19 protein-coding genes are annotated in these 26,986 nt (G+C 50.7%); 7 read left to right on the forward strand and 12 right to left on the reverse strand.

All coding sequences use genetic code 11. The features are described 5' to 3' along the window. Positions 1-227 precede the first annotated feature (227 nt). A complete protein-coding gene (locus LVQ79_RS05400; protein ID WP_232864284.1) occupies positions 228-1,322 on the forward strand; it encodes a porin in 1,095 nt (364 codons plus the stop codon). Between the two features lie 26 nt (positions 1,323-1,348). Here the strand turns inward: LVQ79_RS05400 and mnmH are convergent, their stop codons facing one another. The 5 genes from mnmH to ppiB all read right to left on the reverse strand — a co-directional run bounded on the left by mnmH (position 1,349) and on the right by ppiB (position 5,509). Beyond that, positions 1,349-2,452: a tRNA 2-selenouridine(34) synthase MnmH gene (gene mnmH / locus LVQ79_RS05405; RefSeq protein WP_232864163.1), complete on the reverse strand. Its 1,104-nt coding sequence runs from the start codon at positions 2,450-2,452 to the stop codon at positions 1,349-1,351. A gap of 122 nt (positions 2,453-2,574) precedes the next feature. Further along, positions 2,575-3,639 carry a 5-(carboxyamino)imidazole ribonucleotide synthase gene (purK, locus tag LVQ79_RS05410; protein ID WP_232864164.1) on the reverse strand — a complete coding sequence of 355 codons (1,065 nt, stop codon included), beginning with the start codon at positions 3,637-3,639 and terminating at the stop codon, positions 2,575-2,577. Further along, positions 3,636-4,145, reverse strand: a complete 510-nt coding sequence (gene purE / locus LVQ79_RS05415; RefSeq protein ID WP_232864165.1) for a 5-(carboxyamino)imidazole ribonucleotide mutase — start codon at positions 4,143-4,145, stop codon at positions 3,636-3,638. Before purE ends, purK begins: the two co-directional genes overlap by 4 nt. Positions 4,146-4,283: 138 nt before the next feature. After that, the gene (gene lpxH / locus LVQ79_RS05420; protein ID WP_232864166.1) at positions 4,284-5,006 is read right to left on the reverse strand and encodes a UDP-2,3-diacylglucosamine diphosphatase; all 723 of its coding nucleotides are present in this window, start codon (positions 5,004-5,006) and stop codon (positions 4,284-4,286) included. Positions 5,007-5,014: 8 nt separating this feature from the next. Beyond that, a complete protein-coding gene (gene ppiB, locus LVQ79_RS05425; protein WP_232864167.1) occupies positions 5,015-5,509 on the reverse strand; it encodes a peptidylprolyl isomerase B in 495 nt (164 codons plus the stop codon). Between the two features lie 188 nt (positions 5,510-5,697). On the opposite strand from ppiB, the gene cysS reads away from it, so the two are divergent. Both cysS and LVQ79_RS05435 read left to right on the forward strand, forming a co-directional pair. Then, a complete protein-coding gene (gene cysS, locus LVQ79_RS05430; protein ID WP_232864168.1) occupies positions 5,698-7,086 on the forward strand; it encodes a cysteine--tRNA ligase in 1,389 nt (462 codons plus the stop codon). Between the two features lie 90 nt (positions 7,087-7,176). Beyond that, positions 7,177-7,839: a helix-turn-helix domain-containing protein gene (locus LVQ79_RS05435; protein ID WP_232864169.1), complete on the forward strand. Its 663-nt coding sequence runs from the start codon at positions 7,177-7,179 to the stop codon at positions 7,837-7,839. Positions 7,840-7,914: 75 nt separating this feature from the next. Here LVQ79_RS05435 and LVQ79_RS05440 read toward each other — a convergent pair whose 3' ends face one another. The 4 genes from LVQ79_RS05440 to ahpC all read right to left on the reverse strand — a co-directional run bounded on the left by LVQ79_RS05440 (position 7,915) and on the right by ahpC (position 13,936). Continuing rightward, positions 7,915-10,356: a trimethylamine-N-oxide reductase 2 gene (locus LVQ79_RS05440; protein WP_232864285.1), complete on the reverse strand. Its 2,442-nt coding sequence runs from the start codon at positions 10,354-10,356 to the stop codon at positions 7,915-7,917. Positions 10,357-10,394: 38 nt separating this feature from the next. Further along, positions 10,395-11,483: a NapC/NirT family cytochrome c gene (locus LVQ79_RS05445; RefSeq protein WP_232864170.1), complete on the reverse strand. Its 1,089-nt coding sequence runs from the start codon at positions 11,481-11,483 to the stop codon at positions 10,395-10,397. A gap of 220 nt (positions 11,484-11,703) precedes the next feature. Then, positions 11,704-13,272, reverse strand: a complete 1,569-nt coding sequence (gene ahpF / locus LVQ79_RS05450; RefSeq protein ID WP_232864171.1) for an alkyl hydroperoxide reductase subunit F — start codon at positions 13,270-13,272, stop codon at positions 11,704-11,706. Between the two features lie 100 nt (positions 13,273-13,372). Next, positions 13,373-13,936, reverse strand: coding sequence for an alkyl hydroperoxide reductase subunit C (gene ahpC / locus LVQ79_RS05455; RefSeq protein WP_151994812.1), 564 nt, complete (start codon positions 13,934-13,936; stop codon positions 13,373-13,375). Positions 13,937-14,378: 442 nt separating this feature from the next. Here ahpC and opgB point away from each other — a divergent pair, with 442 nt between their 5' ends. Then, on the forward strand, positions 14,379-16,658 hold the full coding sequence (gene opgB, locus LVQ79_RS05460) for a phosphatidylglycerol--membrane-oligosaccharide glycerophosphotransferase (RefSeq protein ID WP_232864172.1): 2,280 nt from the start codon (positions 14,379-14,381) through the stop codon (positions 16,656-16,658). Positions 16,659-16,799: 141 nt separating this feature from the next. Here the strand turns inward: opgB and gdhA are convergent, their stop codons facing one another. The 3 genes from gdhA to LVQ79_RS05475 form a co-directional block, all read right to left on the reverse strand. After that, on the reverse strand, positions 16,800-18,143 hold the full coding sequence (gene gdhA / locus LVQ79_RS05465) for an NADP-specific glutamate dehydrogenase (RefSeq protein ID WP_232864173.1): 1,344 nt from the start codon (positions 18,141-18,143) through the stop codon (positions 16,800-16,802). A gap of 103 nt (positions 18,144-18,246) precedes the next feature. Continuing rightward, complete coding sequence (gene entD / locus LVQ79_RS05470; protein ID WP_232864174.1) at positions 18,247-18,921, reverse strand: enterobactin synthase subunit EntD; 675 nt, start codon at positions 18,919-18,921, stop codon at positions 18,247-18,249. A 104-nt stretch (positions 18,922-19,025) separates the two neighbouring features. After that, the gene (locus LVQ79_RS05475; RefSeq protein WP_232864175.1) at positions 19,026-21,308 is read right to left on the reverse strand and encodes a TonB-dependent siderophore receptor; all 2,283 of its coding nucleotides are present in this window, start codon (positions 21,306-21,308) and stop codon (positions 19,026-19,028) included. 278 nt (positions 21,309-21,586) lie between these two features. On the opposite strand from LVQ79_RS05475, the gene fes reads away from it, so the two are divergent. From fes to LVQ79_RS05490, 3 genes are read left to right on the forward strand one after another with little or no spacing between them, the layout of a single operon-like run. Further along, positions 21,587-22,801 (forward strand): enterochelin esterase, encoded by a 1,215-nt coding sequence (fes, locus tag LVQ79_RS05480; protein WP_232864176.1) that lies wholly within the window; start codon positions 21,587-21,589, stop codon positions 22,799-22,801. Positions 22,802-22,816: 15 nt separating this feature from the next. Continuing rightward, positions 22,817-23,038 carry an MbtH family protein gene (locus LVQ79_RS05485; RefSeq protein ID WP_232864177.1) on the forward strand — a complete coding sequence of 74 codons (222 nt, stop codon included), beginning with the start codon at positions 22,817-22,819 and terminating at the stop codon, positions 23,036-23,038. A 40-nt stretch (positions 23,039-23,078) separates the two neighbouring features. Further along, a complete protein-coding gene (locus LVQ79_RS05490) occupies positions 23,079-26,966 on the forward strand; it encodes an enterobactin synthase subunit F (RefSeq protein WP_370639832.1) in 3,888 nt (1,295 codons plus the stop codon). Positions 26,967-26,986: the final 20 nt, after the last annotated feature.

Raw genomic sequence — 26,986 nt, forward strand, 5'->3', positions numbered from 1 at the left:
CCTGGTATTATGTTGCGCTATAAATCTACTTGTATTTCGAATTTGTTAATATGTATTAACAAAATGATCAATTCTTAAAGGCACAAAACATTAAAAATTCGTTAGAAATATATTTAAATAAAAGGATATATTTTCATCTCTAATAATAAGTAGCTAATCAGGGTTTATTGATGAAAACAAAATTGCGCGTTGTTCCACAATTAGTGGGAGCAGGCCTGCTTTTGGGCATGGCTTCGTTTGCTGCTAACGCAGAAATTACAGTATTAAAACAAGAGCCTGAGGCGGGTAACCCGCTGAGCCGCCTTAACTTTACCGTTGGCGGTAGTATTCGTCCGCAATTCAATATGATGACCGGCGATAGCGACAAAGGCTCTTATAAGAATAATGGCTTTGATGGCGGCACTCGTTTTCGCTTTACCGCTGATTATTATCTCTTCGATGATATTAGCTGGATAACCTATTACGAACTTGGGGTTAACATTCCGGCTGTATTTGACTGGGATAATCATTATGCAGAAGGGGCAAATGATACTGACCGTCGTATGCTTTATACCGGTTTTAAAAGTAAGACCTGGGGTCAGCTAACCTACGGTAAGCAAAATAGCGTCTATTACGATGTTGTTGGCGCGAAAACCGATATCTGGGATTACGACATGATCGGCCAGGCATCGGCTAATGGTATTAATGGCAACTATGATGGTACTTATCGTTCACGCGCCATGCTGAAATATAAGAATACTTTCGGTGATGCCGATGTATATGTCTCTTATCTGTTCAACGATGACGAATATTTGCCGGGTAACGGCCTGCGCTACAAGCGTAAAGGCGGCGGTTCACTGGGTGTGGATTATCATCTGACCAAAGATCTGACCTGGGGTACAGCGTGGAACTACACGCGTGCTGAAATGCGTGATCCTGGCACCAGCGAAAGTAAAAATTACGACCAGAATATCCTCGGCACAGCGTTAAGCTGGAAACCCGATAACTGGACGTTCAGCGTCGGTGGCGGTTGGTATCAGAACTTCATGACCACTAAACAAGTGGACGTGAACAATTACTTCGCGGGTGATGCGTGGGGCGTTGAATACTTTGCTGGCTACACCATTCCGGTGGATCAGTTTGCAGTTAAAACCGTACAGCCATACTTCATGGGCGACCGCATTGACTACATTAACGGTCGCGATTACCAGCGCATCGATAATGGCGTGGGTGTTAGCTTCCAACTGGATTACGGTTTCCGTGTTGATTATGAACACGTCTTTACGTCCAGCACTGACAACCTGGGTGATATGAACCTGGTTCGTCTGCGTTACGACTTCTAATCGTTTTGTGGCGGATAGCGCTTGCGCTATTCGCCCGTACGTTTACGCAGCCACTCTTCAACCTGGCTGTAGTCGCCACGAAACACGATATTTCCCGCTTTCTTACTGAGCTGATAGCGGTACATCGGGTCGTAATACTCTTCAAGTAGTGGCGCAAGCCACGCCAGATGCCCATCAACCGAACCGGTTTTACGTTGCAGTTCTAACGCCTCATCCAGATATTTGCTAAATTGCGCAAAACGCTCCATGCCCAAACGACGGCGAATAGCGAACAGGCCGTGATGCAAATATTCCCCGTAGTTTTGCCAGGCTGTCTCTTCGTCGTGTACTGATAAAAATGCTTCGCTCATTTGCTCAAAATATTCGAATTTCAAACGCTCCAGACGCTGCTCAAACGGGTCTTCAATCACCACAATCGGCGAGCGCAGCATCTGCTCTCTGAAGCATTCCGGAATATGACGTGAGCCAATCATGCGGCCTTCATCTTCCACCACCCATGTCACTTCTGCATTGTCGCCTTTTTGAAGCAGCGTGACCGCGAGGTTATTTTCAAAGTTAGTTTGCGAGGGTTGTTCCACAATTGTGCGGCCAAATGACGAACCGCGATGGTGCGCCAGCCCTTCAAGATCGATCCCGGTCGGCAGTGAGCGGATCAGGATCGTTTTACCACCGCCGGTATTTCCGCTGACGAGCACCATTGGCCATTGCGAGCGAGCTTCTATCACGTCCATGGCGTAATGGCGCAGCGCTTTATAACCGCCTTCAACCAGCGGATAGTCAACGCCTGCTTCGCGTAACCACTCCTGAACCAGATGCGAACGCATGCCGCCACGCGCGCAACACAAATATCCCTGTGGATTTTGTCGACACGCTTCCAGCCATTTTTGCAAACGGGCTTCACGGATTTCGCCGTGTACGAGACGATGGCCCAGCTCAACCGCTGCCTGCTGCCCGCGCTGTTTATAGCAAGTGCCCACTGCAGCACGCTCGTCATCTGTCATCAGCGGGAAATTTAGCGCGGCAGGCATTGCCCCCTGGCTGAATTCAACCGGAGCGCGCACGTCGATTAGCGGAATACCGCTGCGCAGCAGATGTTCGTAATTTTGAGTATCAGGACGAGCGTTTTGCATAGAAAAACCTTAGAGCGAGTGAGGCCGAAACGCCGTGGATTGTGCGCCTTCGAGTCTGGAAAAGAAAGGTTGGGGAGACTTGAGTGAAAGAGCGGGTGAACAAATCGCCACCCGCTGAAAGATTAGAACTTGCTTTGCGCCCAGGCAATTCCGCTGGCGTATTCCGCTGGCAACAGCGGCACCATCGCTTCGAGAGAGGCGCACAGTCTGCCGGTATCGCTGTCGTTGAGGTTGAGATGGCCCACTTTGCGGCCTTCGCGCACCTCTTTATCGTACCAGTGCAGATGAACCAGCGGCAGCTTTAACCAGTCGTAATTCACATCGGTGCCGATAAGATTAATCATGACTGACGGGGCGTTCACCACCGGTTTCGGCAGCGGCAGGTCCACAATGGCGCGTAGATGCAATTCAAACTGGCTAATCGATGCGCCGTTTTGCGTCCAGTGCCCGCTGTTGTGTACGCGTGGGGCCAGCTCGTTGATAAGCAGTCCAGCTGGCGTGATAAAGCACTCCATCGCCATGACGCCGACATATTTCAGCTCGTGCATGATGGCAGAAAGCATCGTTTCAGCTTGCTGTTGTTGTTCAATATCAGCCTGTGGGAAAACCACGCTAGTGCGCAGAATACCGTCCTGATGGAGGTTGTGCGTTAACGGATAAAACACAGTTGTGCCATCGTGGCCACGCGCGCCAACTAAAGAGACTTCGCCCGAGAAGTTAATACCTTGCTCAATGATGCATTCGCCGTAGCAATCGTCCGGCAACTGAGCCGTTTCATCGCTGCGTAAACGCCACTGCCCACGCCCGTCATAACCACCTGTGCGACGCTTCACAATCGCCAGCTCGCCAAGATTCTGGAAAACACCCGTCCATTCATCGCGGCTAGAAAGTAACTGCCATGGCGCGGTCGCTAGTTCGAGCTTATCGAATAGTTGCTTTTGCGTCAGACGGTCGGCGATAATCGGGAACACATCGCGGTTCACAAACGCGTTATGACGCGCCAGTTCACGGGTGAGGGCGGTTTCTGGCCAGCGTTCAATTTCTGCGGTGATGACGCTTTGCGCAAATGGCACGGCTTCAGGTTCGGCATCCAGGCCAACCGGGTAAACCGCGATGCCCAGCGGTTCGCCTGCCTGGCGCAGCATTCTGCCTAACTGGCCGTTACCCAACACGCAGACGCGTTTCATGCTTCACCCCGTGGGTCCGGGTTTTCCAGCACTTCGTCGGTCTGGCTTTGACGCCACACTTCAAGGCGCTGATGCAAGGCTTTGTCGTGGATCGCGAGAATTTGCGCCGCCAGCAGGGCCGCGTTCGCCGCACCCGCTTTGCCGATTGCCAGCGTGCCAACCGGAATACCACGTGGCATTTGCACAATGGAATAGAGACTGTCGACGCCGCTTAACGCCGCGCTCTGGACAGGCACACCCAGCACAGGAACCAGGGTTTTTGCTGCGATCATGCCCGGCAAATGTGCCGCTCCGCCTGCACCGGCAATAATCACCTGCAAACCGTTGTCGCTTGCCTGTTCAGCAAAGCTGAAAAGTTTATCGGGAGTGCGGTGTGCGGAAACCACTTCGACATGGTGCGGGACATCAAGGGCGGTGAGGATTTCTGCGGCAAACTGCATGGTAGCCCAGTCACTTTTGGAACCCATGACAATGGCGATACGCGCCGGGGTCTGGTTGGAGGACATGCGTCTCAAAACTCCTGTGGGTATGCAAACATCACCGAACGTGGCTCGGTCGGTCAGAAGGGCTCAGAGAATAGCATGAACATAGAGCAAGGAAAACGGTTGCGTGGTCAACAAGGCAGCAAAAAGGCGTGATTTTGTTTAAAAAGAGAAGGAGATGAGTTCGACGTCTTCGGCAGTGACTTTGATCATCGACCCTTCGCTATGCCATGCACCGAGCACGCAGCGAAACGCGGGTTTGCCGTTGGCTGAAATAGGATGAATTTCTGGGCGATGGGTATGACCGTGGATCATCCATTGCACTTGATGGCGGGTGAGCGCACGGGTCACGGTGTGTTGATTCACATCCATAATCGCCATCGATTTACTGCTGTTTGAGGCTTTGCTGTTGGCGCGCATTTTCGCGGCTACACGCTTGCGGATAAACAGCGGCAGGGCGAGGAACAAGCATTGCAGCCAGGGCTGGTGAACTTTCTTGCGGAAGGCTTGATAACCGTGGTCGTCTGTACACAGCGTGTCGCCGTGCAGGATCAGCATTTTGCGACCATACAGGTCGAGCATCTTTTCTTCTGGCAGAAGCGTCAAGCCGCTTAAGCGGGCAAAACGTTTACCGAGTAAGAAATCGCGGTTGCCGTGAATAAAGAAGCAGGGAACACCAGAATCCACCAGGTCTTTAATGGCTAAAGCGATTTGGCGGTGCAGCGGTTCGGGGTCATCGTCGCCAATCCAGGCTTCAAACAGATCGCCAAGAATATAGAGCGCATCAGCTTCCCGAGCGGTGCCCGCCAGAAAACGCAGAAAACCGGCGGTAATCGCCGGTTCTTCTGAACACAGATGTAAATCTGCGATAAACAGCGTCGCCATGGGGCGAATTATTCGCTGACGGTTACGCTTGTGATAACCACGTCTTCTTTAGGAACGTCCTGGTGCATACCGCTGCGACCAGTGGACACGCCTTTGATTTTCTCAACAACGTCCATGCCTTCTACCACTTCAGCAAATACGCAGTAACCCCAACCTTGCATGCTTTCGCTGCTGAAGTTCAGGAAATCGTTGTCAGCCACGTTAATAAAGAACTGGGAACTTGCAGAATGTGGCGCATTGGTACGTGCCATTGCCAGCGTACCTTTGGTGTTTTTCAGGCCGTTATTCGCTTCGTTCTGGATGGTGTCTTTGGTGTCTTTTTGCTTCATACCCGGTTCAAAACCGCCGCCCTGGATCATAAAGCCATTGATCACACGGTGGAAAATGGTGTTGGCGTAGAAACCTTCGCGGCAGTACTCGAGGAAGTTTTTGACAGTAATCGGCGCTTTATCATCAAAAGTTTTGATTACGATATCGCCGTGATTAGTATGAAAAGTAACCATGCTGTGCATCCTATATTAGTCAGACAGTGTTCCGGCAAACGGTGCCGCCACACAAGGTGGTTGTTATATCATAACTGCGTCCTGCCCGTCAGCATGCGATAACCTCGCAAAGCGTGCTGCCTCCAGGTAAAATTATGGTTTAATATAGCCAATTGCACCGTTTCGACACACTTACATGGAATCCCCTGATGTTAAAAATCTTCAATACAATGAGTCGCCAAAAAGAGGAATTCAAACCTATTCATGCCGGAGAGGTTGGCATGTACGTGTGTGGTATCACCGTTTACGATTTGTGTCATATTGGACATGGTCGTACTTTTGTTGCTTTTGATGTGGTTGCGCGTTACCTGCGTTTTCTCGGCTATAAGCTGAAATACGTTCGCAACATTACTGATATCGACGACAAAATTATCAAACGCGCCAATGAAAACGGCGAAGATTTTGTGGCACTGGTTGATCGCATGGTTGCTGAAATGCATACCGATTTCGACGCGCTGAATATTTTGCGCCCGGACAGTGAGCCGCGCGCCACCAAACATATCCCGGACATCATCGAAATTGTTGAACAGCTTATTGAGCGCAATCACGCCTATGTTGCCAGCAATGGCGATGTGATGTTCTCGGTAGAAAGCGATGTCGATTACGGCAAACTTTCCCGTCAGGATCTGGAACAGCTGCAAGCCGGTGCGCGTGTTGAAGTCGAAGCGAACGTCAAACGTAACCCAATGGATTTCGTGCTGTGGAAAATGTCCAAGCCGGGCGAACCAAGCTGGTCATCCCCTTGGGGCGAAGGCCGTCCAGGCTGGCACATCGAATGTTCGGCGATGAACTGCAAACAGCTCGGTAACCATTTTGATATTCATGGTGGCGGTTCGGACTTGATGTTCCCGCACCACGAAAACGAAATCGCCCAGTCTACCTGTGCGCACGGCGGCGAGTACGTCAACACCTGGATGCACTCGGGCATGGTGATGGTTGACCGTGAGAAAATGTCCAAATCACTGGGCAACTTCTTCACCGTGCGTGACGTGCTGAAATATTACGATGCTGAAACCATTCGCTATTTCCTGATGTCCGGTCACTATCGCAGCCAACTGAACTACAGCGAAGAGAACCTGAAACAGGCGCGTACTTCGCTTGAGCGTTTGTACACCGCGCTGCGCGGCACCGATTCCAGCGTTCAGCCTGCGGGCGGCGAAGCATTTGAAGCGCGTTTCCGTGAAGCGATGGACGATGATTTCAATACGCCGGAAGCCTATTCCGTGTTGTTCGATATGGCGCGTGAAGTAAACCGCCTGAAAACCGAAGACTTAGCCGCGGCAAATGGCCTGGCTGCCGCACTGCGTCAACTTTCTGCGGTGTTAGGTCTGCTTGAGCAAGATCCAGAATCCTTCCTGCAAGGTGGTGCGCAGTCTGACGACAGTGAAGTTGCCGAAATCGAAGCGCTAATCAAACAGCGTAACGACGCGCGTCAATCAAAAGACTGGGCGCTGGCGGACCAGGCGCGTGACCGTCTGAATGAGATGGGTATCGTGCTGGAAGATGGCCCACAAGGCACGACCTGGCGTAGAAAGTAGAACTTATTCAGTTTGTTATATAGAAAGCGGCGCAAGCCGCTTTTTTTATCAGCTATGATTGTGGTGCGAGGAATATAAAAAGGTTAACTCATGACCACCGTAAATGATCAAAACAGTGAATCAGGGCTGTCCTCTCTTTATCCACACAGGCCTGTAGCTGAGATATATGCTCTCAAGGAAGCGCTTTCCACGCTTGGGACGGTACGTTCATTTCAGCCTAATGATGAAGTGCACGCAGTTTTTCAGCACGAAAAATACCTGTATCTATTCAATGAAGGGCATTTTACAGCTGTTCGTGCAACTGATGGCTTAGTCCTGTCATCGGTGAGAGGTGAGATGATTTATGGCATTGCTGAATGTTTGCGGCCTCGTGGCGGCTGGTTTTTGAAAGTAGAAGAGCCCTGTGAAGCGCGAGTTATCCCGGCTGAGCAAGCATTTGAACTCTTTACCCGACTGCAATTGTGGGAGTCAGTTTCTGGCATTCTTGCCTGGTTTTTACAGATGTACTCTTTACGTGATGAGCATCTGGTAGGCGTTACGGCGTATGTGATGATTCGCAATAAATTGCTTGAACTGGATTTGCAACCTGCTGAGGTACGCCGTGACATTAATGCAGCAGATTTTATTCAGGAACGTACGCAACTGGCGCGCAGCACGATTATGGCGATTCTTGGGGAATTACGTCGTGGTGATTACATTGAGATTAAGCGTGGGAAACTGGTAGCGATTCGGCATCTTCCGAAGGATTATTAGCAAGCCTGGGTCGCAAGGACACGTAAGTGGAAATAAACCCCTAAGGCTATTACCGAAGGGGTTTACTGTTTTATGTTACGCTCCGACAGGAGGCGTAAATGCACTAAGTGTTAGCTCTGCTCCTGAATACTTCTCTATTTTCACCAGCGACGTATTTGCAGAGCAGCCATTTGCCAGGCGTGATGTTGGAATATCTTTGGTCAGCACGTTAGCGCTACCGTTCTTGCAAATACCGGTTGCTGGATCAAGATCCGGCCAGGCGCCTTCGTGAATGCAAACCACTCCGGGTTTGATCCCATCAGTAACCACAACTCCCGCTAAAACCTGACCACGATCGTTCCACACGCGAACCGTATCCCCGTTCTTAACACCGCATTTTGCTGCATCATCAGAATGGATATAGATGGGTTCACGGTTCGCCACGGCATACTTTTTACGCAGTTCGGCATAATTAAGCTGGCTATGCAGACGGTGAGCCGGATGCGCGGTTAAAAGTTGCAGCTGGCCCGGTTGAGCGTTGCCTGCCCATTCATCTGGTTCAAGCCAGGTCGGGTGTGCCGGGCAATCTTTATAGCCAAATTCTTCGATAGTTTTTGAGTGGATCTCTATTTTTCCGCTCGGTGTACCTAGTGGGTTCATCACCGGGTCTTTGCGGAAATCCGCATAGCGTACGAAGGTTTCATTTTTCGGGTTTTTACGCATTTCGATAAGCTTATTTGCCTGCCAGAAAGCAGAGAACTGCGGCATATTGACGCGCTGTGCCCGGGCTCCTTTCTGCGCGGCATCGTAGAACTCGCGCAGCCAGGCCATTTCATCTTTCCCTTCGGTGTAAACAGCTTTTCCTCCAGCTTTGAGCAGTTCTGCCAGATCGGCAAATACGTCAAAGTCATTACGCGCTTCAAATTGTGGTGCTATGGCCTGCTTCATCGGCACCAGGTGCTGGTTGCTATAGTCGCCGGTCATGGTCAGATCGTTGCGTTCAAAGGAGGTCGTTATCGGTAGCACGATATCTGCGTGTTTTGCTGCAGCTGTCCAGTAGCATTCAGAAATCACCACCAGCTCTGGCTTCTGCCAGGCAGCAATGAGCCTGTTAGTGTCCTGGTGATGAGTGAAGTTACCGCCGCCTGCCCACCAGATCATTTTGATATCAGGGAAGGTTTGTTCCTTACCGTTGTGTTGGTATTTAACGCCTGGGTTCTCCAGTGCTTCGACAATACGCGCCACTGGAATATTAGTCACAGCATCGGATGTAGCCCAGTCATTACCGGCGGAAGAATTGCCTGCAACGGTTGCAGAAATTGCCGTTAATACGCCGCCACTACGCGTTGGGTTACCACCATTTGAATAGTGATAGGAGAAGCCGAAACCACCACCATCACTGCCAATTTGCCCAAGCATTGCTGCGAGCGTCACCAGCATCCAGTGGCGCTGTTCGCCATACTGCTGACGCTGGATACCCCATCCAGCCATAAGCATGGTTTTATTTTTGGCGAATATCTCGGCAAGCAGCGTGATTTGTTTAGCAGGAACCCCGCAAATTTTTTCAGCCCAGGCGGCGTTTTTAGGTGTTTTGTCAGCAACACCAAGAAGATAGGACTCAAATTCCGCGTATCCGGTGGTGTATTTCTCAATAAAGGCCTTATCGTGCAGGTTTGCTTCAACCAGCGTATGGGCGATCCCCATCATTAGTGCAACGTCAGTACCTATGTTGGGAGCAATCCACTGAACTTTATCACCAAAGAAACCGATGGTTTCTGAACGCATAGGATCGATGGCAATCACCGTTTTGCCGGAAGCTTTCAACTGATTGAAATATTCCAGGCCTTGTTCATCGGTACTGCTCCAGGCGATTTTCAGCGTATTTAGCGGGTTCATTCCCCACAGAACAACGACCTGGCTATTTTTAAGGATCATGGGCCAGACGGTTTGCTGTTCGTAAACCTCAACGGAACCGACAACGTGCGGCAGAATCACTTGCGCAGCACCTGTGGAATAATCTCCAGTGTGACCAACATAACCGCCAGCCATACTCATATAACGTTGTAATAATGTTTGTGCTTTATGCAGCACTCCGCTGGAGCGCCAGCCATAAGAGCCCGCAAAGATAGATGCCGGGCCATGAGTGGTACGAATACGAGCATGCTGTTCGTGAATGAGCTTTAGCGCGTCATCCCAGGAAACGCGGACAAACTCATCTTTACCGCGTTTTCCATCTGCTGTTCCTGGTGCTGCGAGATAACTTTTACGTACCATAGGGTACTTAATTCTACAGGCTGTATGAGCCTGATCAGGTGCGCTGCTCTGTAGTGAGTTCTCGATGGTTTTAGCCAGAACGCCTTTCGAAGAGACTATCTTCCCATCTTTCACTTCAACTTCAATTGCTCCCCAGCGAGCAGCGGTGAGTATTGTACCTGCAGGTGTTTCAGCCCATGCAGGAAGCGGAATTGCTGAGGACACCACCATGGCGCCAGCCGTACCGCCTGCCGTTTTCAAAAAACTACGTCGTGTTAACTTCATCATTCTCTCCTTAAATGAACATGGCTATGACGTACGGCTTACCGGGCAGCATCTTTAGCGTGGTACTGGAACCAACGCGTCAGAATGTCCAGATCGTCATCACTGATATCTGTGCGGGACCCCATTCCTTTAGCAATAGAAGGCCAGGCGTTGAGGGGGTAGTGATCTGCGGCTATAGGTGCGTGGCAACCGGAGCAGTAAGCGGTGTCGAGGGATTTTGCATAGCGCCAAAGAGGTTCGCGGCTTGCCAACGAGTGCTCTGTGACCGTACCTTGCAGGCTAACGTCCCGCCAGACATTGCCATAACTGTCTTTTTCCCATTCACCCAGTGGCTTAAGCGCTTGCATTCCTTCGGCGGTAAGAGAGGCAATGACCAACCTTTGGCCTGTTGCAAAGTAGATAACCTGCTCCGCACCCTGCATTTGGCTGCCGGTAATCTCAACTTCTTGCCCATCATCTATTTGGCGCAAAACTTTCATTTTTGTCGCTGGATAGACAGTGCCCAATGTGCCCAACGGCGTTGGGGTTACGGCAAAGCGCTCTGGGGCATCGACTGGGGTTTTAACGGCTTCAGCCATCATTGCATCCAACGCTTTGCTATCAACGGTGACTTCAGGCGGGAAGTGGGCGACACCTTTGTGGCAATCAATACAGGTTTGGTTCTCTTTCACCGCCAAAGCATGCATTTTTTGCGCATCGCTACTCTGTTTTTGCAGATCCATTGCTTCCATGCTGTGGCAGGAACGACAGGTGGCAGAGTTGTTGCTTTTCATCTGGCTCCATACGCTTTGCGCCAACTCAAGGCGATGGGCTTCGTATTGCTCAGGGGTATCAATTTTGTTGGTGATAAATTGGTGATAAACGTCCTTGCTGGCGCGAAGCTTAGTCACGAGGTAATCGAGCCCACCTTCCGGAATATGGCAGTCTTTACACTCGGCGCGAATACCCTTTTGATTCATAAAATGAACCGACCCCTGATACTCTTCGTAGGGGGCTTGCATGGTATGACATGAGAGGCAAAATTCTGTTTCTGAGGTCTTTTTTAAACCCCATCCGGTGAGTGCGGTTAACATAACTCCAACGACGATACTTGCCGTACAAACCACAAAAATCCATTTCTTGTTCATATTATTCTCATTGAACTTTTTAATATAAAACATTGGTTATTTTATGGATATTTGAGCGGTGAGCTGAAATATGTCAATGGCACTTAATGTAAAATGAGGGGTAGATAGAAAAAGTTATTTATTTCATTTGGTTAATGAATGTTGTGAAGCATTTAATTCATTTAAAGAATGAAAAAAAGCGGCCGAAGCCGCTTTTTGATATGCAGGTAAATAATGATTTTTAATTATCGATAGGGGTGCGAATCAAATAATCAAATGCGCTCAGCGAGGCTTTTGCACCTTCACCGGTAGCAATAATAATTTGTTTATAAGGCACGGTAGTACAGTCACCCGCAGCAAACACACCTTTAACGGTAGTTTCGCACTTCGCATCAATAATGATTTCACCCATGCGGTTGCGCTCAACGCTGCCTTCCAGCCAGTTGGTATTGGGCAACAGGCCGATTTGTACGAAAATGCCTGCCAGCTCAATTTCATGCACGCTTTCAGTAACGCGGTCTTTATACTGCAAACCAGTAACTTTCGTGCCGTCGCCTTTCACTTCCAGCGTTTGAGCATTCAAAATGATGTCGACGTTTTTAAGACTGCGAACTTTGTTCTGCAATACCTGATCGGCTTTCATTTCTGGGGCAAACTCCAGCAGCGTGACGTGTTCAACGATACCCGCCAGATCAATCGCTGCTTCCACCCCAGAGTTGCCGCCGCCAATCACCGCCACGCGTTTACCTTTAAACAGCGGGCCGTCGCAGTGCGGGCAATAAGTCACACCTTTGGTGCGGTACTGTTCTTCGCCCGGCACGTTCATATTGCGCCACTTTGCACCTGTTGCAATGATGATGCTGCGTGCACTAAGTGTCGCGCCAGACGTAGTTTGAATCTGATGCAGACCGCCTTCAGTCTTCGCCGGGATTAACTTGCTGGCACTTTGCGTATCGATAACATCCACGTCGTAATCATCAACGTGAGCTTTCAGTGCGCCAGCCAGTTTCTGACCTTCGGTTTTCGGCACGGAAATGTAGTTTTCGATATCCACAGTATCCAAAACCTGGCCGCCAAAACGCTCGCCCATCAGGCCGGTGCGAATGCCTTTACGTGCGGAGTAAACTGCTGCCGCCGCACCTGCCGGGCCGCTACCGACGATCAACACATCGTAAGCTTCGCGTTTGTTCAGCGCTTCGGCCGCACGTTTTTCAGCGCCGGTATCAATTTTGCTGACGATTTCAGCCAGTGTCATTCGCCCCTGGCCGAACTCTTTACCATTCAGGAATACCGCAGGAACACCCATTACGATGCGATCCTGAATCTCATTCTGGTAAACGCCACCGTCAATCGCGGTGTGGCTGATACGCGGGTTCAGCACCGCCATCAGGTTCAGCGCCTGCACCACGTCCGGGCAGTTGTGGCACGAAAGCGAGTAATAGGTTTCAAAATGGAAATCGCCGTCGATTTCACGGATCTGCTCAAGCAAATCCTGTGATTCTTTCGACGGATGTCCTCCGGTTTGCAGCAAAGCCAAAACCAGAGAAGTAAATTCGTGGCCGAGTGGGGAACCCGCAAAGCGTGGGCCTTTATCGGAACCTGGGTTGGTGATCAAAAATGACGGTTTGCGCACCGGCAAATCGTTATTAATACTCAAAGAAACTTTGTCAGATAGCTCAGCAATTTCTGCCAACAGTTCCTTTATCTCGGTCGATTTTGCACTGTCGTCCAGCGTGGCAATCAACTCAACAGGTTTGGTTAAGCGCTCAAGGTAGGCCTTGAGTTGGGTTTTCATGTTGTTGTCGAGCATGGGTAAATCTCCCTGATGGCGAGAATAACCAGGGTGGGCAGGCTTGCGCGCTGCCCACCGCTGAGTTAGTTATTGCAGGTGTTTATTGTCTTATTATTTTTTAGATCTTACCGACGAGGTCCAAAGATGGAGAAAGCGTTGCTTCACCTTCTTTCCATTTAGCCGGGCAAACTTCACCTGGGTGAGAAGCAACGTATTGAGCCGCTTTCACTTTACGCAGCAGGTCAGAGGCGTCACGGCCAATGCCTTCAGCAGTCACTTCGATAGCCTGAATGATGCCCTGTGGGTCCACGATAAAGGTACCGCGATCCGCCAGGCCTTCATCTTCACGCATGTTTTCGAAGTTACGAGTCAGTGCGCCAGTTGGGTCGCCGATCATCGCATATTTGATTTTCGCGATGGTGTCAGAGCTGCTGTGCCATGCTTTATGCGTGAAATGGGTGTCAGTGGAAACAGAGTAGATATCTACGCCCAGTTTCTGGAATTCTTCGTAGTGGTCAGCAACATCGCCCAGTTCAGTTGGGCATACAAAAGTAAAGTCAGCTGGATAGAAGAAGAAAACGCTCCAGCGGCCTTCTACATCCTTCTCGGTTACTTCAATGAATTCACCGTTTTTAAAAGCGCTGTTTTTGAATGGTTTGATTTTTGTATTAATTAAAGACATCTGTACTTCCTCCGTTTTGCGATGGGAGAAAGGTACCGAATATTCGCGTTTGGCTCTAATGGGTAGACCGTATCGAATTGATAAGTAATACCTTACAAGCGAAATAGCAGACATAAAAAAAGCCACCCGTTGCGGGGTGGCCTTCATGTTGCGCGTTACAATTCCACTTTAAAAAATTATAACAGCGGCGCGATTAAATCATTTGCACGCAGTACTGGTCAATCGACTCAACCGTTGTATTAACGATGATTCTGATAGCTATTTACTATCGATCAATGCAATACCCTTATTCCCAGCGGGCACAATTCCGAAATAGAGCACATTTTCATGTCAGGGAAATTGCAGGACTGTGACAACAACGCTAGATTTAGCGCTCAGTAATCTCTGAGCACAGCTTTGTGCCATTGTGCGCATCTATTTCGAGGGTCAGGCGTTGTCGGAAATGCTTTCAATTGTGTTGTTTGTCGCAGCTATTGCCGTTTACGCCGTAAAAGCAGGTCGTAACGCCTGGTGGTTTAGCGCTATCCTTCTGATTTTAGGACTGTATATTGTCCTGAACGTGACCTTTGTTGCCAGTAACTACTTCACTGGCGATGGCATCAACGATGCGGTGCTTTACACCCTTACCAGCAGTCTGACTGGGGCGGGGATTGGGAAGTATATCCTGCCGGGTGTCGGGGTGTTTGTGGCGCTGGTGGCCGTTTTCAGCGGTTTGACCTGGATTTTACGCCGCCGTAAAAACTACCCTCACCATTTTGGCTACAGCCTGTTGGCGCTTGCGTTAGCGATGGGTTCTGTCGATGCCTCGCCGGCATTTCGCCAGGTCACAGAATTGGTGAAATCACAGACCCGTTCCGGTGATTCAGATTTCGATGTTTATTACAAAGCCCCGCAGGGGAATATTAAAGATCCTAAATTAAACCTGGTTTATATTTACGGTGAAAGTCTGGAACGTACGTATTTACAGCCAGAGTTCTTCCCTGATTTAGCGCCGGAATTAACCGGGCTTAAAGATGAAGCAATAGATTTCAGCCATACGGTGCAATTACCCGGCACCGATTACACTATTGCCGGAATGGTCGCCTCGCAATGTGGTATTCCTTTATTTGCCCCATTTGAGGGGAATTCATCGGCTTCAATGTCCAGTTTTTTCCCAAAAAATATCTGCCTTGGCGATATTCTAAAAGCCTCGGGATATGAAAACTACTTTATGCAGGGCGCAGACTTACGCTTTGCGGGCAAAGACATCTTTTTACAGTCCCATGGTTTCGACCATATGTACGGTGCGCAAGAGCTGAAAAGTATGGTCGCAGACCCGGAATACCGCAATAACTGGGGTTTCTATGACGACACTGTGCTGGACGAGGTATATGAAAAGTATGTTGAACTGTCGAAGAAAAATAAACGTTTCTCACTGTTTACGCTGACCGTCGACACGCACCACCCGGACGGCTTTATCTCGAAAACCTGTAAGCGCCGTAGCTACAACTTTGACGGCAAAGAAAACCAATCTTTCGGTGCAGTAGCTTGCAGCCAGGAGCATGTCGCTGCACTTATCGAGAAGATAAAAGCATCACCATATTTTAAAAATACCGTCATCGTCGTAAGTTCCGACCATTTGGCAATGAATAACACCGCGTACAAATACCTCAACCAGCATGACCGCAATAACCTGTTCTTTATTATTCGCGGTGATAAACCGCAGGCCGATCTGGTGCCAGTTAAACGCAGCACGCTGGATAACGGCGCAACGGTCTTAGATGTTTTAGGCGGTGATAATTACCTGGGTCTTGGACGCAGTAGTTTGTCCGGGCAGTCGATTGCTTCGGTATTTCTTAACGTCAAAGAAAAGGTGATGGAGTGGAAACCGGACGTAATCGATCTGTGGAACTTCCCGAAAACGATTACCCAGTATGAAATTGACCAGAAGAAAAATACCTTTAGCTATTCAGGCGCGCATTTCAAAATGCCTTTATTGCTGCGTATTCTGGATAAAAAAATAGAGCCGTTGCCTGAAAGCGAGTATTCCGCGCCGTTACGCTATCAACTGGCTGACTTTAAAGAAAATGACAAATTTATTTGGGCCGACCGCTGCTTCAAAATGGCGCGTTTATGGGAACCTAAACTGGCACTTTCGACCGGGCTGTGTGTTGCTCAGGGGCAAGTTGGCGGCCAACCGTCAGTGCGCTTAATTGAACAGCAGCAGGAACAACATGCCGTTGAATTTGCCAAACAGGACATCGATAAAGCACGTTTTAAACAGAACGTTGCGCTGCTGAAAGTGGATGAAAACGCCATCCGCTATCAGGCAGATAGCTTTATTTTCAATGTGCCGGGGGCGCCACTTAATGTGAAAGAGTATGCGGGGATTTCTCGCCCTGAAGAGTGGGGGCGTTGGTCGAATGCGAATTTGGCACCGGAAGTGAAAATTGAATATGCCGAGCCGCTGCCCGAGAAATTTGACCTGGTGATTTCAGCTAAAGCGTTTGGCCCGAATATCGGTCAGCCGGTGCCGGTCAAAGTCGGGAGCCAGCAGCAAACACTTACGCTTGGCGAAGAGTTAAGTACCACGACGTTGCATTTTGATAACCCGGAGCGCAGTAATTTGCTGGAGATTATTCCACCGCAGCCGCAGTTATCTAATGAAGGCAATATTCTTGGCCACGAACCGCGCAAGATTGGGATTGGGATGGAAGATATTAAGGTGGTTCCTGGGGTTTAGTTTTAAATAAAAAAATAATACCCTAAATAATTCGAGTTGCAGGTAGGCGGCAAAAGAGTTCATCCCCAGGAGCTTACTAAAGTAAGTGACTGGGGTGAGCGAGTGCAGCCAACACCCCTGCAACTTGAAGAATGACGGGTATTATAAAACGCCCTGGCCTAACATCGCATCGGCTACCTTAACAAAGCCCGCAATATTCGCGCCGCGAACATAATGTGTTTGCTTATCTTCGCCACCGTAATTCACACAGGCTTCGTGAATATCCAGCATGATGTGATGCAGGCGAACATCAACTTTTTCGGCCTTCCATCCCATACGAGCGGCGTTTTGCGCCATCTCCAGACCTGAAGTTGCCACACCGCCCGCATTTGCCGCTTTACCTGGTGCGAACAGCACGCCCGCGTCCAGGAACAGATTGGTAGCTTCAATGGTGGTCGGCATATTCGCACCTTCAGCCACGGCCTTCACGCCATTGGCAATCAGCACACGAGCAGCTTCGCTATCCAGTTCATTCTGTGTCGCGCACGGTAGAGCGATATCCACCGGTACGCTCCACGGTTGCTGGCCTTCGAGGTACTTCAGACCGAACTCTTTGGCGTAATCTGCCACGCGCCCATCGCGGCTGGATTTAATTTCAGCCAGGCGCGCCAGTTTTTCGCTAGTGAAACCAGCTTCATCAACCACGGTACCGTTGGAGTCAGAAGCAGTAACCACGCGCGCACCCAGAGATAATGCTTTTTCGATGGCGTATTGCGCCACGTTACCGGAACCAGAAACAGCAACGCGCATTCCTTCAAAGCCCAGACCATGACGCTTGAGCATCGCATCGGTGAAGTAGATAAGGCCATAACCGGTCGCTTCCGGGCGAATAAGACTGCCGCCGAACGACAATCCCTTGCCGGTAAACACGCAGGCCGTATTGTTGGAGAGTTTTTTCATCATCCCCGCCATAAAGCCAACTTCACGTCCGCCAACGCCAATATCGCCTGCTGGAACATCGGTATCCGGCCCGAGATGGCGATACAGTTCCGTCATCAGTGCCTGGCAAAAACGCATGATCTCGCCTTCACTTTTACCTTTCGGATTAAAGTCGCTACCGCCTTTACCGCCGCCCATTGGCAGTGTGGTCAGCGCATTTTTGAAGGTTTGTTCAAAGCCGAGGAATTTCAGAATTGAGAGGTTCACTGACGGGTGGAAACGCATCCCACCTTTAAATGGCCCAATCGCCGAGCTAAATTGCACGCGCCATGCGCGGTTAACCTGCACCTGATTTTGGTCATCAACCCAGGTGACGCGGAACTGAATCACACGTTCTGGTTCAACAAGGCGCTCTAAAAGTGCCAAACGGCGGTATTGCGGATTTTGTTCCAGGAACGGCCAGAGCGTAGTCATGACTTCGCGTACTGCCTGTGCAAATTCAGGCTGGTGCGGGTCACGTTGTTGAACAGAGGTCAGGAATGATTCGAGAGAAAGCGAGTTTTCCATAGATTAAGAAGTCCTTGTTATAAGTGATGTTGTAGATGTGTTGTGTTCTTTCGAATATAACATTCACTTATTACCAGGCCGCAAGTGATTTATCTTATGCTGTTTATAACTGTATTAGCGTTATTAATTGCGTAGCGTGATTTTCCCATATCGCTTTGAATTTACTTTCTTTTTTAAATGGCCCAAGTGAATGATTGAGCGTCAGAATAAGATGCTTGTCATCTATTTTTCTTATGGATGCAGCTGAAAAATCAAAATAGCGCCCAACGTGGCGAAACAAGGCTTTGAATAAACTCTCTTTGGCAGAGAATGCCAGCGTTAATGCGTAATGAAAGGGGAGGGCGGTCGAGCACAAAACTTCTCTTTCCGCGCTATCAATTATGCCAGGGTAAATTTCCCCGGCGACATCTGGCGTAATAATTTCAGCACAATCAATGCCAATTCCCACACGCATTTGCGCCGAGTCAGCGATTACTGTTGCCAGCGCCACATTGCCGCTGTGAGTCATGCTGCCGGTAAACCCTGGCGGCCAGCAAGGTTCACGGTGCAGGCCAATGCCCGGAATATGATGGCTTATTCCATGAAGACGCAGCGCTTCTCTGGCAGCAATCCGGCCAGCGAGATGCTCGGCTTTGCGTTGCCTGACAGCATTTTCAAGACGCTTGTGATGCGGGAGTAACAGCAGGTCATCGTGTTGAAAAGTGACAGCGTCAAAATCCACCCGCACGATAGTTTGCGTCGTGTCACAGAGGCTGAAATGGGTGAGCTGAGTATTCATCAGATGTTTTCTCCTTCTACCTTGGGGAGAAGGTTGGGATGAGGACCATTATCGCAGTCCCTCTCCAAAAAGGAGAGGGACTGCATGGCGTAAGCGGAGGTCTATCAGAAATGGGTATTCACACTCACGTAGTAAGTACGTCCGGACTCGTTATATGTTTCGGCACCTGCACCGTACATGTAACCGGCATTGCCACCCGTTGTCTGGGCATTACCTGCGCGCCAGTGGCGTTCATCGAAGACATTGTCGATACCCGTAGTCAGGCTGACATTCTTCGTGGCATCCCAGGTCCCACTCAGGCCAACAATGCTATAAGGGCTAACTTCGTTGGTTTCTGTTCCCGTTGCAGGCAAACCTTTGTAGTTGTACTTCTTCGGCTGTTGTTTGCCGTACCACGTAAAGGTCGATTGCACAGAGATGTCCTGGCGAATTTGCCAGCTCAGGGTGGAGTTTAACGTATATTCCGGAATAACGGACAGGCGCTCGCCGGTCTCTTTATTCTTACTTTCCAGCATGTAAGTGATGTTATTCGTCCAGTTCACCGTATTGGAAACCGGTACGTTTAACGTGCCTTCCAGCCCTTCTACCAGAGCTTTAGGAATGTTTTCCCACTGGTAAATATCGGTTTTGGTTTTGCCAGAAGAAGTCTGGCCGATTGGTGCGTAACCCGCTTCGATTTTGTCTTTATAATCGTTGCGGAACCAGGTGACACCTGCCAGCCAGCCGTCACGTTTGAACTCAAGACCGATCTCTTTGTTGACGCTGGTTTCAGCTTTAAGGTCTTCGTTACCCATCATATAGCAGCCCACGCCGGTGCCGCTTGCGTAGCAACCCTGGCCTTTGCTGTAGAGGATGTAGTTCGGGTTGGTTTGATACAGGCTCGGTGCTTTATATGCCTGAGCAATACCCATTTTCAGGGTGAAGTCATCACCCAAACCTTGAGACAGGTTCAGAGATGGGCTCCAGTTATTACCCACGATGCTGTGATGATCAAAGCGCAGCCCCGGAGTCAACATAGTGCTGTCGGTCAGCTCCATATTGTCTTCAGCAAACAGTGAGAAGATCTCTGCCTGAGAATATGGGCTACGGTTGGTGCTATTCGAACCTGGAATTGGGCCGCCCATAAAGGTTTGACCGTTCGATGACAAATCTTTCATCTTTTGCTGGTTCCATTCGGTGCCCAGCGTCAGGTTTTGGTTAAACACGAAATCAATCGGGATATTCACTTCGCTGTGCAATAGCACATCGCTCAGATCGATATCGCTGAATTTATCACTGGAGAAAATCCCTTCGGTGCCACCGGCCAGACCTTCACGCATACGTGAGTTGCGGGTGTGTTCGTACTGCACCCAGTTGCTGGTCGTCAGGCCGCTGTCCCAACCACCATTCCAGGTCATGGAGTAGCTCTGGCGGTAGAGGCGGTTAGTCTCTTTGCCATAGTTATCTTTCACGATTTGGTTGGTATTGGTGTTCTGGGTATCGCCGGAATACAGGTTGCCCTGGCGGCTGTAACCCGCTTCCAGTTCCAGAGATTGCATTGGTGCGAAGTCCCAACGCACGACGCCGTTGATATCTTTGTTAATTACCCCTTCACGCCCGGCTGGCAGGGTATCGGCATAAATACCGGTACGTTCAGACTGATGGCCCTGGTTGATGTCCCAGGCATCGGCTTGAGTTTTATCGAGGTTGCCGTACAGCCGGAAGCTGAAATCCCCACCCAGTGGGCCGTTCAGGCTAAAGTTGGTGCGCTTAGTGGAGCCTTCGTCTTTATGCTCAGGCGCATTGAGATAAGTGTTCCAGGTACCATGCCATTCGCCGGTACCTTTTTTGGTAATGATATTGACTACACCACCTGCCGCACCGTTACCGTAACGCGCTGCGGCCGGGCCACGAATAACTTCGATACGCTCGACCATTTCAGGTGGTACCCAGCTTGCATCGCCACGTGTATCACGTTCGCCACGCCAGCCAAGTCTTACCGAGTTGCGGCTGGTGACCGGTTTGCCATCGATAAGAATCAAGGTGTTTTCCGGACCCATACCGCGAATATCGATCTGGCGGCCGTTGCCACGTTGGCCACTGGTGGAGTTACCGGTCAGGTTAACGCCTGGCATAGTGCGGACGATTTCGGAAATATCACGCGCTGGTGGGCGTTTTTTCAGCTCTTCAGCGGTGATGGTTGAAACGCCTGGTGCCTGCAAGTTTTGCGCGGCGGCGGTAACAATCAAAGTGTCTTCTTCAGCGTGATTTTGTGTGTCGTCATTGTTGGCAGCAGCGGTCTGAGCCGTTGCTGGTGCCGCTTGCTCTGCCGCAAAGACAGGTGCTGCAACACCGTATATTCCCAGATTGATTAGCATTGCGAGGGAATAGTTAATTTTCTTATTCATTATGGCGGCCTGCTTTTCCGCTGGGCCCGGTGTCATTCCATTCCCAGAGGGATCGGGCGCAGCATGGATGTTACGAAGCGATACCGAAACTGTCTGCAACAGCCCCGAAATGAGGGAATCGTGCGTTCAAGTCCGGCAATTAATTGTTTTTGCACCAGGAAGCTGGTAGCCCAAAGCGCGGAAATACGCTATTGCAAATGCAAATAATTATCAATAGTATTATCAATATATTTCAAGATTATTGACCGTTATCAATAATTTCATAAGGTTATGTTCGAGTGACGAATTTGCTGACAGGAAGTGAGAGCTGGTGGCAGGAAAAACAGGCGCAAGGGATCCCCGCCGTTACCTGTGAAAATGACGGTTTGTGTGAGGTGACTTTTTTGTGGCGTGACCCCCAGGGTTGCGAGCAAACCTCACCGATAAAGCGAGTCTGGATTTACATCACGGGCGTGACAGATCACCATCAACGCTCGCGTCCGCAAACGCTCGAACGCATTGCCGGAACTGATGTCTGGCAATGGCAAACGCAGCTAACTGCTACATGGCGCGGCAGTTATTGCCTCATTCCAACAAACAGCGAAGATGATTTCCCGGCAGAGGCTTTTGAAGGCATCGTGCCGGAGCGCATGGCGCTGCGAGAAGGTTGGCGAAAACTGTTGCCACTTGCGATTGCCGACCCGCTAAATCCTGAAAGCTGGCTCGGTGGGCGAGGGCATCCGATGTCAGCACTCCATCTTCCTGATGCGCCAATGCAGGCCGGTTGGGATAAACCAGACACGCCGTATCACACACCTCAGCATATTTCCTGGTTGAGTGAGCGCCTGAAAAACCAGCGTAGTGTATGGATTTTTGCAACCGGTGACGCCCAGCCAGAGCAGCGCCCGTTGGCGATTTTGCTCGACGGCCAATTCTGGGTTGAAGGGATGCCAGTGTGGTCTGCACTTCAGGCTCAAACTGATGCTGGCGTATTACCTCCCGCCGTTTATGTGTTGATTGATGTCATCGACAACGCAACCCGCAGTGATGAACTGCCCTGTAATGCGCAGTTTTGGCTGGCAGTACAAGAAGAATTACTGCCACATCTGCGCACGGTTACCCGCTGGAATGAAAACCCTGAAACCACAGTAGTCGCCGGGCAAAGCTTTGGCGGGCTTTCCTCGCTTTATGCCGCACTTCACTGGCCTGAACAATTTGGCTGTGTGCTGAGCCAGTCAGGTTCTTACTGGTGGCCACGTCGTGAAAACAACCAGCAAGGCGGGCAGTTGATACGGCAATTGGAAGATGGGCTTGCGTGTGAAAAAGCGCTGCGTATCTATCTTGAGGCAGGGGTCAGAGAACCTCTCATTTATCAAGTTAATCAAAGAATTTACCCCTTACTACAACAAACACAGCGAGCTGTTTTCTACCGTCAGGTTGATGGTGGGCACGATGCGCTTTGCTGGCGAGGTGGCCTTTTGGACGGTCTCGCCTGGCTTTGGAAAGCGCCTTAAAGAGCGGAGTTAACTATGGAATTCAGTAACCCTTTCGACTCGTTGCAGAGCCGTTTTTTCATCCTTGAAAATGCGCAGCAACAGTTCAGCTTATGGCCGGAACATTGTGCATTGCCCGATGGCTGGCAGGTGGTTTGTGAACCCGCATCAAACGATGAATGCAACCGCTGGTTGCTTGCCAACTGGAGCGATCTTCAACCCGCCTCCTTTGCAAAAGAAGAGGTGATTGGTGAGTGAATCAATGATGACGCCAGCACTGGAACAACAGATCAAAACCATGCCGCTTGTAGCAGCACAGCCCGGAATCTGGATGGCGGATCAGCTGTCACAACAGTCTAATATGTGGAGCGTGGCACACTATGTTGAGCTAAATGGAGAACTCAACGAAGCGTTACTGTGCCGGGCGATAGTGGCAGGCATGAAAGAGGCCGATACCCTTTGCATGCGCTTTAGCGAAGTGGACGGCGAAGCGCGGCAGTGGATAGACCCCAACGCGTCGTTTGTTGCCCCTTGTTGCGTTGATCTGCGCAATGAAATCGATCCGATCGCCACCGCACAAGCGATGATGCGCGACGATCTCGACGGGGATTTGCGCATTGCCTGCGGTAAGCCGCTTTACCATCATCAACTGCTGCGAATCTCAAACACACGCTGGTTCTGGTATCAACGTTTTCATCATTTAGTTGTCGATGGCTTTAGTTTCACCGCTATTACCCGCCGAATTGCCAATATTTATAGCGACTTGTGCCAAAACCAAGCGCCTGAACCCACGCCATTTACTCCGTTTAGCGAAGTGGTTGAAGAATACGAGCATTACCGCAAAACGGATGCCTGGCGGCGTGATTCTGCATTCTGGATAAGCAAAGCTAAACAGTTGCCACCACCTGCCACTCTGTCAACCAAACCGCTTACTGGCCAAGGGGTTAGCACAAAACTGATTCGCCAGACGCTACGTTTTGAGTCGGCAGATTTTCATGCACTGGTTGAAAACGCCCGCCTGCAAAACCTGACAGCCGCCGATATGGCGTTAGGACTGGTGGCGTTGTGGCTCGGGCGCTTAAGTGGCCGCAATGAGTATTCCGCCGGTTTTATCTTTATGCGCCGCATGGGTTCCGCCGCACTTTGTGCCACCGGCCCGGTGCTGAATGTATTGCCGTTTGGTGTACGTATTGAATCCGACTACACCCTCGCCAGCCTTGCGACAAACCTCGCCAAAGAACTGAAAGGTATACGCCGTTACCAGCGTTACGATGCTGAACAAATCCAGCGCGATTTGGGGCTGATCGCAAATGGCGAACCGCTGTATGGCCCAGTAATAAACCTGAAAATGTTCGATTACCGGCTTGATTTCAATGGTATTGAAGGCATCACGCATCAACTGGCTTCAGGCCCGGTGCGCGACCTGGAAATTGCGCTCTACATCAGCGAACAAGGTGACTTCTTCCTTGAGATGTTGGCAAATGCCGAGCGTTACGATGCGCAAACTTTGCAGCAGCATATTGCGCGCTTGCCGCTTCTTTTGCGCCAGTTTGCGGCCAATCCTGCATTACGATGCGTAGATGCCCAACTGTTGCATGAATCCGAAACCTCGCTGCTGGAAAGCGTAAATGCTACGCAGACGTCAGTCCCTTCGACAACGTTAAGCGAGCTCATTGCGCAGCAAGCGGAGCGCACACCAGACGCTCCGGCGTTAGCGGATGAACACCACCAGTTCAGTTATCGCGAGATGCGTGAACAGGTTCAGGCATTGGCGAGTGAGCTGCTGTTACGTGGCGTAAAACCGGGTGATGTGGTTGCCGTGGCACTCCCTCGCTCGGTCTTTTTATCCCTGGCGTTGCAGGCCATTGTGGAAGCTGGCGCCGCCTGGTTGCCGCTGGATACTGGTTACCCCGATGACCGGTTACACATGATGCTTGAAGATGCCGCGCCACGTTTGTTGCTCACTTCTCAAGAGCAGTTACCACGTTTTAGTGCTGTTCATGGCCTGCAAACCTTCTGCTATCAAAATGTGCTGACAGCGTTTAAGCCGCCGCAGACTCACAATCTCTCTCGCCCGGAACATACCGCGTATGTGATCTTCACATCCGGTTCCACGGGTCGCCCGAAAGGGGTAATGGTCGGGCAACAGGCTATCGTTAACCGCCTGTTGTGGATGCAAAATCACTACCCGTTAAACGGTGACGATGTGGTTTTGCAGAAAACGCCATGCAGTTTTGATGTGTCCGTTTGGGAATTTTTCTGGCCGTATATTGTTGGCGCACAACTGGTTATGGCCCCACCTGAAGCGCACCGCGACCCGGAGGCGTTGCAGCAGCTTTTTGCTCGTTATCGAGTGACTACTACACACTTTGTTCCATCAATGTTAGCGGCGTTTGTTGCGGCACTAACCGATGCCGACGCGGTGGCGAAATGCGCAACTTTAAAACGCGTATTCTGTAGCGGCGAAGCACTGCCAACAGAACTTTGCCGCCATTGGGAACAGCTCATCCACGTGCCACTGCATAACCTTTATGGGCCAACGGAAGCCGCGGTCGACGTGAGCTGGTATCCGGCATTTGGTGCGGAATTAGCACAGGTTTCAGGCAGCAGCGTGCCGATTGGCTGGCCGGTGTGGAATACCGGGCTGCGAATTCTGGACTCGGCAATGCGCCCGGTTCCTGTCGGGATCGCAGGTGATCTTTACCTTACCGGGATCCAACTGGCGCAGGGCTATTTATCCCGCCCGGATCTTACTGCCAGCCGCTTTGTTGCCGATCCTTTTGCTGCGGGCGAGCGCATGTATCGTACCGGCGATGTGGCGCGTTGGCTTGATAATGGCGCGGTGGAATACCTTGGCCGCAGTGACGATCAGTTAAAAATTCGTGGGCAACGCATTGAATTGGGCGACATTGACCGCGCTTTGCAGGCGCTGCCGGATGTGGCGCAGGCAGTGACGCACGCCTGCGTGCTCAATAAAGAGGCCGCAAGCGGTGGCGATGCCCGCCAACTAGTGGGCTATCTGGTCTCGGCTTCAGGCGAGGTTTTGCCCGTCGACACTCTGCGTAAACAATTGAGCAACGTGCTCCCGGCGCACATGGTGCCGGTCGCGCTCATTCAGCTTGATGATTTCCCATTGAGCGCGAATGGCAAACTGGACAGAAAAGCGCTGCCGTTGCCGGAACTGGCGATACGTGGCACAGGGCGCGCACCGGAATCTTCTTTAGAAATCACCATTGCTGACGCTTTTGCCCATTTGCTGGGATGCGAAATTCACTCGATAGATGACGATTTCTTTGCCCTCGGCGGCCATTCATTACTGGCGATGCGCCTCGCGGCTCAACTACGCCGTATGCTTGAAAGGCCAGTAACTGTGGGGCAAGTGATGGTGGCGTCGACTGTCGGCCAGCTTGCGCAAATGCTGGCGAAAGATTGCGGTGAAGAAGAAGCGAATCGGGCAGGGTTTGATGCCGTGCTGCCGCTGCGTAAAAGCACCGGGCCAACGCTCTATTGCTTCCACCCGGCGTCTGGTTTTGCCTGGCAATTTAGCGTATTGCAGCGCTATCTCGACCCGCGCTGGTCGATAACTGGCATTCAGTCTCCGCGCCCGTATGGCCCGATGCAGCAGGCAGAAAACCTGGCTCAGGTGTGCGAAGCGCACCTGCAAACTCTGCGTCAACTGCAGCCGCATGGCCCGTACTATCTGATGGGATATTCATTAGGCGGCACACTAGCACAAGGGATTGCAGCGCATCTTGAAGCTGCAGGTGAAAAGGTGGCGTTCTTAGGGCTGTTAGATACCTGGCCACCGGAAACGCAAAACTGGGCTGAAAAAGGTGCCAACGAACTCGACCCGGCGGTGCTTGATGAAATTAACCGCGAACGTGCGGCTTTTGTCGCCGCTCAGCAGGGGCAAACGTCGGATGCATTATTCCAGGCTATCGAAGGGAACTACGGCGATGCGGTGCGCCTGCTTACCACGGCGCAAAGTGTGCCGTTTGCCGGCAAAGCCACGCTGTTTGTTGCCGAGCGAACGTTGCCAGAAGGGATGGACCCGCAAAAAACCTGGGCACCATGGATTGGCGAACTTGATGTATACCGCCTGGATTGCGCCCATGTCGATATCATTTCCCCAAATGCTTTCGAGGAAATTGGGCCGGTGTTGCAGCGAGTGTTAGCGTTAGATTAAACAAAAGCGGCGGGTAGTTT

The sequence above is a fragment of the Buttiauxella cochleicola genome, from assembly GCF_021282405.1.
Lineage (GTDB): Bacteria > Pseudomonadota > Gammaproteobacteria > Enterobacterales > Enterobacteriaceae > Buttiauxella > Buttiauxella massiliensis.

Bases quoted from the DNA above. Each gene is read 5' to 3' on its own strand.
- LVQ79_RS05400 (WP_232864284.1), top strand. From the start codon at position 228: ATGGCTTCGTTTGCTGCTAACGCAGAAATTACAGTATTAAAACAAGAG.
- mnmH (WP_232864163.1), bottom strand. From the start codon at position 2,452: ATGCAAAACGCTCGTCCTGATACTCAAAATTACGAACATCTGCTGCGC.
- purK (WP_232864164.1), bottom strand. From the start codon at position 3,639: ATGAAACGCGTCTGCGTGTTGGGTAACGGCCAGTTAGGCAGAATGCTG.
- purE (WP_232864165.1), bottom strand. From the start codon at position 4,145: ATGTCCTCCAACCAGACCCCGGCGCGTATCGCCATTGTCATGGGTTCC.
- lpxH (WP_232864166.1), bottom strand. From the start codon at position 5,006: ATGGCGACGCTGTTTATCGCAGATTTACATCTGTGTTCAGAAGAACCG.
- ppiB (WP_232864167.1), bottom strand. From the start codon at position 5,509: ATGGTTACTTTTCATACTAATCACGGCGATATCGTAATCAAAACTTTT.
- cysS (WP_232864168.1), top strand. From the start codon at position 5,698: ATGTTAAAAATCTTCAATACAATGAGTCGCCAAAAAGAGGAATTCAAA.
- LVQ79_RS05435 (WP_232864169.1), top strand. From the start codon at position 7,177: ATGACCACCGTAAATGATCAAAACAGTGAATCAGGGCTGTCCTCTCTT.
- LVQ79_RS05440 (WP_232864285.1), bottom strand. From the start codon at position 10,356: ATGAAGTTAACACGACGTAGTTTTTTGAAAACGGCAGGCGGTACGGCT.
- LVQ79_RS05445 (WP_232864170.1), bottom strand. From the start codon at position 11,483: ATGAACAAGAAATGGATTTTTGTGGTTTGTACGGCAAGTATCGTCGTT.
- ahpF (WP_232864171.1), bottom strand. From the start codon at position 13,272: ATGCTCGACAACAACATGAAAACCCAACTCAAGGCCTACCTTGAGCGC.
- ahpC (WP_151994812.1), bottom strand. From the start codon at position 13,936: ATGTCTTTAATTAATACAAAAATCAAACCATTCAAAAACAGCGCTTTT.
- opgB (WP_232864172.1), top strand. From the start codon at position 14,379: ATGCTTTCAATTGTGTTGTTTGTCGCAGCTATTGCCGTTTACGCCGTA.
- gdhA (WP_232864173.1), bottom strand. From the start codon at position 18,143: ATGGAAAACTCGCTTTCTCTCGAATCATTCCTGACCTCTGTTCAACAA.
- entD (WP_232864174.1), bottom strand. From the start codon at position 18,921: ATGAATACTCAGCTCACCCATTTCAGCCTCTGTGACACGACGCAAACT.
- LVQ79_RS05475 (WP_232864175.1), bottom strand. From the start codon at position 21,308: ATGAATAAGAAAATTAACTATTCCCTCGCAATGCTAATCAATCTGGGA.
- LVQ79_RS05485 (WP_232864177.1), top strand. From the start codon at position 22,817: ATGGAATTCAGTAACCCTTTCGACTCGTTGCAGAGCCGTTTTTTCATC.
- LVQ79_RS05490 (WP_370639832.1), top strand. From the start codon at position 23,079: ATGCCGCTTGTAGCAGCACAGCCCGGAATCTGGATGGCGGATCAGCTG.